Source organism: Brevundimonas sp. CURTG3B2_SDJG (assembly GCF_057364705.1).
On the sequence record NZ_JBNFOJ010000183.1, the window covers coordinates 1 to 6,200 of the forward strand.

8 protein-coding genes and 1 other RNA gene are annotated in these 6,200 nt (G+C 70.1%); 5 read left to right on the forward strand and 4 right to left on the reverse strand.

Going from position 1 to position 6,200, the window contains the following annotated elements:
- On the reverse strand, positions 1-588 hold a 588-nt coding region (locus AC2W7C_RS12390), incomplete at its 3' end, for a c-type cytochrome (RefSeq protein WP_486001716.1).
- A 150-nt stretch (positions 589-738) separates the two neighbouring features.
- Between AC2W7C_RS12390 and AC2W7C_RS12395 the strand changes: the two genes are divergently transcribed.
- The gene (locus tag AC2W7C_RS12395) at positions 739-1,461 is read left to right on the forward strand and encodes a 3-deoxy-manno-octulosonate cytidylyltransferase (RefSeq protein ID WP_486001717.1); all 723 of its coding nucleotides are present in this window, start codon (positions 739-741) and stop codon (positions 1,459-1,461) included.
- On the opposite strand, the gene AC2W7C_RS12400 is transcribed toward AC2W7C_RS12395, so the two are convergent.
- Both AC2W7C_RS12400 and AC2W7C_RS12405 read right to left on the reverse strand, forming a co-directional pair.
- Positions 1,458-2,090 (reverse strand): MmyB family transcriptional regulator, encoded by a 633-nt coding sequence (locus AC2W7C_RS12400; protein ID WP_486001718.1) that lies wholly within the window; start codon positions 2,088-2,090, stop codon positions 1,458-1,460. The two genes, AC2W7C_RS12395 and AC2W7C_RS12400, sit on opposite strands and share 4 nt — an antisense overlap.
- Positions 2,081-2,251: a helix-turn-helix domain-containing protein gene (locus AC2W7C_RS12405; RefSeq protein WP_486001719.1), complete on the reverse strand. Its 171-nt coding sequence runs from the start codon at positions 2,249-2,251 to the stop codon at positions 2,081-2,083. Before AC2W7C_RS12405 ends, AC2W7C_RS12400 begins: the two co-directional genes overlap by 10 nt.
- Positions 2,252-2,358: 107 nt before the next feature.
- Here AC2W7C_RS12405 and AC2W7C_RS12410 point away from each other — a divergent pair, with 107 nt between their 5' ends.
- Positions 2,359-2,754 carry a hypothetical protein gene (locus AC2W7C_RS12410; RefSeq protein WP_486001720.1) on the forward strand — a complete coding sequence of 132 codons (396 nt, stop codon included), beginning with the start codon at positions 2,359-2,361 and terminating at the stop codon, positions 2,752-2,754.
- 9 nt (positions 2,755-2,763) lie between these two features.
- On the opposite strand, the gene nudC is transcribed toward AC2W7C_RS12410, so the two are convergent.
- Positions 2,764-3,696 (reverse strand): NAD(+) diphosphatase, encoded by a 933-nt coding sequence (gene nudC, locus AC2W7C_RS12415; protein ID WP_486001721.1) that lies wholly within the window; start codon positions 3,694-3,696, stop codon positions 2,764-2,766.
- Between the two features lie 42 nt (positions 3,697-3,738).
- On the opposite strand from nudC, the gene AC2W7C_RS12420 reads away from it, so the two are divergent.
- The 3 genes from AC2W7C_RS12420 to AC2W7C_RS12430 all read left to right on the forward strand — a co-directional run.
- Positions 3,739-4,467, forward strand: coding sequence for a ubiquinone/menaquinone biosynthesis methyltransferase (locus AC2W7C_RS12420; RefSeq protein WP_486001722.1), 729 nt, complete (start codon positions 3,739-3,741; stop codon positions 4,465-4,467).
- Positions 4,468-4,496: 29 nt separating this feature from the next.
- Positions 4,497-4,590, forward strand: an RNA gene (ffs, locus tag AC2W7C_RS12425) — signal recognition particle sRNA small type.
- A gap of 162 nt (positions 4,591-4,752) precedes the next feature.
- Positions 4,753-6,200: DNA polymerase III subunit gamma/tau (locus tag AC2W7C_RS12430; protein ID WP_486001723.1), on the forward strand; the 1,448-nt coding region annotated here is incomplete at its 3' end.

The following is a 6,200-nucleotide window of genomic DNA, read 5'->3' on the forward strand; positions in this document are numbered from 1 at the left end:
CGCCCTCGGCCGGCGCGGCCCCCCGGCTGGCCGCGGAGGGGTCCGGCGCCGGGATGGCGAAGCCACCCGAGCCCTGCTGCGCAGCCAGGCGATCAGGTTGATGCGGGTCTGCTGGTCGCGGATGCCGGCGAACGACATCTTGGTGCCGGGCACGTAGCGCGCCGGAGCCGTGATGAAGTGGTCCAGTTCGTCGTAGCCCCAGGTCGGCGCCTCGGCCTTGTGGGCGCCCATGGCGTCCGAATAGGCGAAGCCGGCGCGGTGCATGACCGGGCCGCCCACGACGCCGAACAGGTTCGGGCCGATTCCGTCGGCCCCGCCCTGGGTCGCATTGTGGCAGGCCTGGCAACGCGCGAAGGCGGCCTCGCCGGCGGCCAGGTCGGCGGTCGGCAGGACGGTGCCCCAATCCGGCGGCAGGGCCGGCGCCTCGGCGCCTGCGGCGGCCTCTTCCGGCGCGTCGACAAAATAGCCCATCTTTGCAGGGGCTTCGGTGTGATAGATCGCGCCGGTCACCTGCTGCACGCCGATGATGACGAAGGCGGTCGCCAAGCCGGCGGCCAGAATCTTGTTCCCGTTCAGACTGCCGCTCATCGCGTCGTCGCATCCCGTACGTTAGGGCCCGGCCGTGGGAACGGCGGGCGAATTCTTGCGTGGGCGTCTCTTACACGCTAGCGCCGCCTTCGCAACCGGGCCGGAGCGACCTTTCAAGCGGTCCGGCGTCGCAGGCGAGGAGGCGGTCCGATGAATCCGTTGATAATGATTCCCGCTCGCATGGCGGCGACCCGCCTGCCGGACAAGCCGTTGGCCGATATCGGCGGTAAGCCGATGATCGTGCGCGCCTATGAACAGGCCGCCTTGTCCGGCCTGCCGGTCGCGGTGGCCGCCGGAGACCAGGCCATCGTCGACACCATCCAGGCCATCGGCGGCGTGGCCGTCCTGACCGATCCGGATCTGCCGTCCGGTTCGGACCGCATCCGGGCGGCGCTGGAGGCTATCGATCCGGACGGGGCCCACGACGCGGTGATCAACCTGCAGGGCGACATGCCCTTCGCCGATCCCGGCCTGGCGACGGCCTGCGCCGCCCTGCTGCACGGCGAGTCCCGGTGCGACATCGCCACCCTGGTCGCGCGCGAGGCCGAGGCTTCCGACCGCGCCAATCCCGACGTCGTCAAGGCCGTCCTGGCCCTGCCCGAGGGCGAGCGCCACGGCCGCGCCCTCTATTTCACCCGTTCGACGCTGTACGGCGAGGGCCCCGTCTGGCGGCACATCGGCCTGTACGGCTACCGCCGCGAGGCTCTGCTCAGGTTCTGCGCCGCGCCGCCGTCGCCGCTGGAGAAACGCGAGAAGCTTGAGCAGCTGCGCGCGCTGGAGATGGGCCTGCAGATCTGGGCCGCCGTGATCGACGCGGCCCCGCTGTCGGTCGACAATCCCGCGGACTTGGAGGCGGCGCGGGCCCTGGCCTAGCGTCCGCCCAACGCCCGCGCCGTCGTGTCGTCGGCGGGGAAGAAGGATTCGATCGCGATCTCGGACAGGGTGACGTCCAGCGGCGTCCCGAATACGGTGGTGGTCGACAGGAAGGACAGCGGGCCGTCAGGGCCGTCGAGCACCAGAGGCGTTGCGATGGCGTAGCCCGGGGCCGGCTGGGCGCGGGGTCCCGGCGGGGCCGGATAGGCCCACAGTTCGTCCAGCAGGGCCAGGATGCCCGGATCCGCCGAGGCCGCGAACTGCGACCGCAGGCGCTCCAGGATGTGCGTCCGCCACTCCGGCAGGTTGCGGATCCGCGGCGCCAGCCCCTCGGGATGCAGGCTCAGGCGCAGGACGTTGATCGGCCCTTCCAGCAAGTGCGGCGCGGCGCCGGCCATCAGCGGCGCGACGGCCGCATTGGCCATCACCAGGTTCCAGCCGCGGTCGACCGCCAGGGCCGGATAGGGTTCGTGAGCCTTCAACAGGCGCTCGACGGCGTCCCGGGCGGCCGCCATGTCCGGCGCGTCCAGTCCCCGTTCGCCATGTACAGCCGCGAAGCCGGCGAGGCTCAGCAGGGCGTTGCGCTCGCGGATCGGCACCGACAGGCGCTCGGCCAGGTTCAGCACCATCTCGCGGCTAGGCCGGCCCGGCCAGTCTCCAGAAAGCTGAGATGCCGGGTCGAGATGTCGGCCTCTATGGCGAGGTCCAGCTGGCTCAGTCGTCGGCGGACGCGCCAACCGCGCAAGGCGGCGCCGAAGGTGTGGGGCAGGTCGGTGGTGGTGTCGTTCATGTCGCCGATCTCACCCGATCCGCCGCCGCCGCGCCATTACCTGCCGCGTAATCGACCCGCCCCGTGGGCTCCGCCAGTCTTTCGGGGTCAGAACCGAGGAGGACGACATGACCACCGACAACACCCTTTTCCTGCGCCGGGTCCTGGGCCTGGACGCCGTCGCCAGCGGAGCCACCGGCCTGCTGCTCGCGTTCGGCTCGCCGCTGCTCGTCGATTGGCTGGCCGTCGAAGCCGGCTTCGTTCCGCCCGCCGGCGTCTTTCTGATCGTCTGGGCCCTGGGCGTCGCCGCCCTGGCTTTCCGTCCCCGCCCGTCGCGGCGGCTGGTCATGGGCGTGATCGCGATCAACCTGCTGTGGACGGCCGAGAGCTTCGCCGTTCTGATTGGCGGCGCGCTGCAGCCCAACGTCTTCGGCGTCGCGTTCGTCGCCGCCCAGGCGGTCGCCGTGGCGGGCTTCGCCGGCCTGCAGGCCTGGGGCCTGCGGATCGCGCGCCGGACGGCCTGATCAACCGGCCTAGAGGTCGAACCCGTCGACCCAGGCCTGCAACAGGCTGCGGGCGATGGCGATCGTCGGCGGGGCCTTGATCGCGGGATGGCGGCCGGCAAGCACGTCGGCCGCCTCCTGGCGCGTCAGCCAGGCCACGGCCTCCAACTCGGTCTGGTCCGGACGGGCATCGTCGGAGTCCACGTCGGCGAACAGGCCGATCATCAGCTGCGACGGAAACGGCCAGGGCTGGCTGGAGTGATAGCGGACCGCCGTCACCGTCAGTCCGGCCTCTTCGGCGATTTCACGGGCGCAGGCCTCCTCCACGGTCTCTCCCGGCTCCAGGAAGCCCGCCAGCGCCGACATCCGGCCCTGGGGCCAGGCGGCTTGACGACCCAGCAGGCATTTCGGCTCGGGGCCGCCCCGGTAGACGGCCAGCATGATGGTCACGGGATCGACCCGGGGGAAATGCTCGGTCCCGCATGCCGGGCAGACCCGCTTCCAACCGCCGCAGGCGTCCTCGCTGGCCTGGCCGCAGGCGGAGCAGAAGCCGTGCCGCGCGCGCCAGTCGAACAGGCTCTTGGCGGTTCCCGCCATCGCCGCGTCCGGCCCCGGCAGGATGGACGCCGCCTCGCGCATCTCGGGAAAGGCGCCCAGGCCTTGCAGCGGCCCCGAGGTCGGATCGACCGGGCTCTCGACTTCCACGGCGAACACCGGGGCGTCGTTCCACAGGCCGAGGAACAGTTCGCGATCCGGCACGACGGCGCGGGCGTGCTTCAGGTCCAGCCACTGCAGGCGCGGACCGCCGGCGTGATCCTCGACCAGGGGGCGGCCCTGCCACACGACCATCGCCAGCGCCTCAGGGTTCGCCCCTTGCTCGGCCAGCCAGTCGGGGTCGTTTCGCCGGTCACCGGCGCGATCCAGCGGATTGCCGGCGAAGGTGTTCAGGGCGGGGAGGGCCATGACGCTTCTCTTAGCCTTGCAGCCGCGTCATTGTCGCCGTCCATGCATGACAATTCCGCACGGTTCAGACCTGTTCAGGACGATGTGTTCGGCCGGATAGCGGGCCGCTACGACCGGCTTTGCGATCTGTTCAGCCTGGGCGTTCACCGCCTTTGGAAGGCCAGAATGGCGGGGCGGATCGCAGGTGAAGAGGGACGGCATCTGCTCGATCTTGCTTCCGGAACCGGCGACATTCCGTGCCGACTGTGGCGGCGGCTCGGCGCATCGGGTCGGGACTGGCGTATTCGCGTGTCCGACATCTCGCCGCAGATGCTGACGATCGCCCAAACCAAGCTGGCGGCGGCGGAGGCGCCTATCCTGGTCGAGGTTCAAGACGCCGGACGGATCGACGCGGCGGCGGAGTCGATCGAAATCGTCTCGATGGCCTTCGGGCTGAAGATCACCGACCGGTCCCGCGTCATGGCCGAGGTCTTTCGGGTTTTGAGACCCGGCGGCGTGTTCCTTTGCCTGGAGGCGTCCCGAATCGTGGCGCCGGGCCTGCATCGGCTCTATCTCGCGTACATGGACCTGTGCATGCCGTTGATCGGCCACCTGGCCACGGGTGGGGACGCAAGCGCATACGCCTACCTCTTGCGCGGCATACATGACTTTCCCGACCAGCAGGGACTGGCGGAGGAACTGCGCCGGCATGGCTTTACGGACGTGACCTTTGAAAGCCTGTCGCTGGGGATTGTCGCCCTGCACCGCGCCGTGAAACCGGTGCGGCCTTGATCTCGTCCGCCCGAACCGTCATATCCCCTCTCGGAGATCGCGGGCGAAGGCTTCGCCAACCTGGTCAGGGCCGGAAGGCAGCAGCCACAACGAATTCACCTTCGGGTCGCGGTCTCCACCTTCCCTCGTTTTTGTACGCGCTATCGCTTGCCGCGCGGCTCGCTGTTTGAGCGCCGTTCCTCCCCTTCAGGGGAGGAACTGCCAGGCGCCGACTGCGATGCGGTTTTCCCCATATCCTCTTCGGATGGCCTTAGCGTCCGGCCCTACTCGCGGTAAGACCGGGGTATGAGCGACGTCGATCCGAGTCTTGAAGGCCCTCCGTGGGACGAGGACGCCCCCGAGGCGGCGGAAGAGCGCGACCCCAACACGGACGACATGTTCGGCGCGCCGCCGGTCGCTCCCGAGCCCGAGGTCGAGACGGCGCTGGCCGAGGCCGCCGTTCCCGAAAGGAAGGCCACGAAGCCCGCTTCGAGCCCGAAGCCGCTCCCGGTCCCCGAACCCGCGCCCGTCGAGGGGGAGGGCGAAGCCTACACCGTGCTCGCCCGCAAATACCGGCCGCGCACGTTCGAGGATCTGATCGGCCAGGAGGCCATGGTCCGGACCCTGACCAACGCCTTCGCCACCGGCCGCATCGCCCACGCCTTCATGCTGACCGGCGTGCGAGGGGTCGGCAAGACGACCACAGCCCGCCTGCTGGCTCGGGCCCTGAACAACGAGACCGCGACCATCGACCGGCCATCGCTGGAGCTGTCAGCCGACGGCGTGCACGACGCCGCCATCATGGCGGGCCAGCACATGGACGTCATGGAGATGGACGCGGCGTCGCACACGGGCGTCAACGATATCCGGGATATTCTGGAGTCGGTTCGCTACGCGCCGGTCGAGGCGCGCTACAAGGTCTACGTTCTGGACGAGGTCCACATGCTGTCGACGCAGGCGTTCAACGCCCTGCTGAAGACGCTGGAGGAGCCGCCGCCCCACGCGAAATTCATCTTCGCCACCACCGAGATCCGCAAGGTGCCGGTGACGATCCTCAGCCGTTGCCAGCGGTTCGACCTGCGCCGGGTCGAGCCCGAAATCCTCGTCGAGCATCTGGATCGCGTCGCGGACCGCGAGGGGATGAAGATCGAGCAGGAGGCCCTGGCCCTGATCGCCCGAGCCGCCGAGGGTTCGGTCCGCGACGGCCTCAGCCTGCTGGATCAGGCCCTGGTCCAGGCCGAGCGCGGCGAGACGGTGAAGACCGAGACGGTGCGGGACATGCTGGGCCTGGCCGACCGCAGCCAGACCATCGCCCTGTTCGAGGCCGTCATGGCCGGCCGGACGCCCGAGGCCCTGGAGCTGTTCCGCACCCTGTACGGCTACGGCGCCGATCCGGTGCAGGTGACCAACGACCTGCTGGAGCATTGCCACGCGGCGTCGGTGGCCAAGATGCTCGGCCCCAATGCGACCCGCCTGCCCAACGACCAGGCCCAGAAGCTGGCGGCCCTGGGCGCGGTGATCTCCGCCGGGACCCTGGCCCGGGTCTGGCAGATGTTGCTCAAGGCGCTGGACGAGGTCCGCCGCGCGCCGAACCCTGCCGACGCGGTCGAGATGGCCATCGTCCGCCTAGCCTACGCCGCCGACTTGCCGGGACCCGAGGAGGCACTGAAGGCTCTGCGCGACGGCGAGCCGGTCGGAGGAGGTTCCGGCGTCGCGCCTCGCGGCGGCGGGGGCGGCGGCCACGCCCACGACGA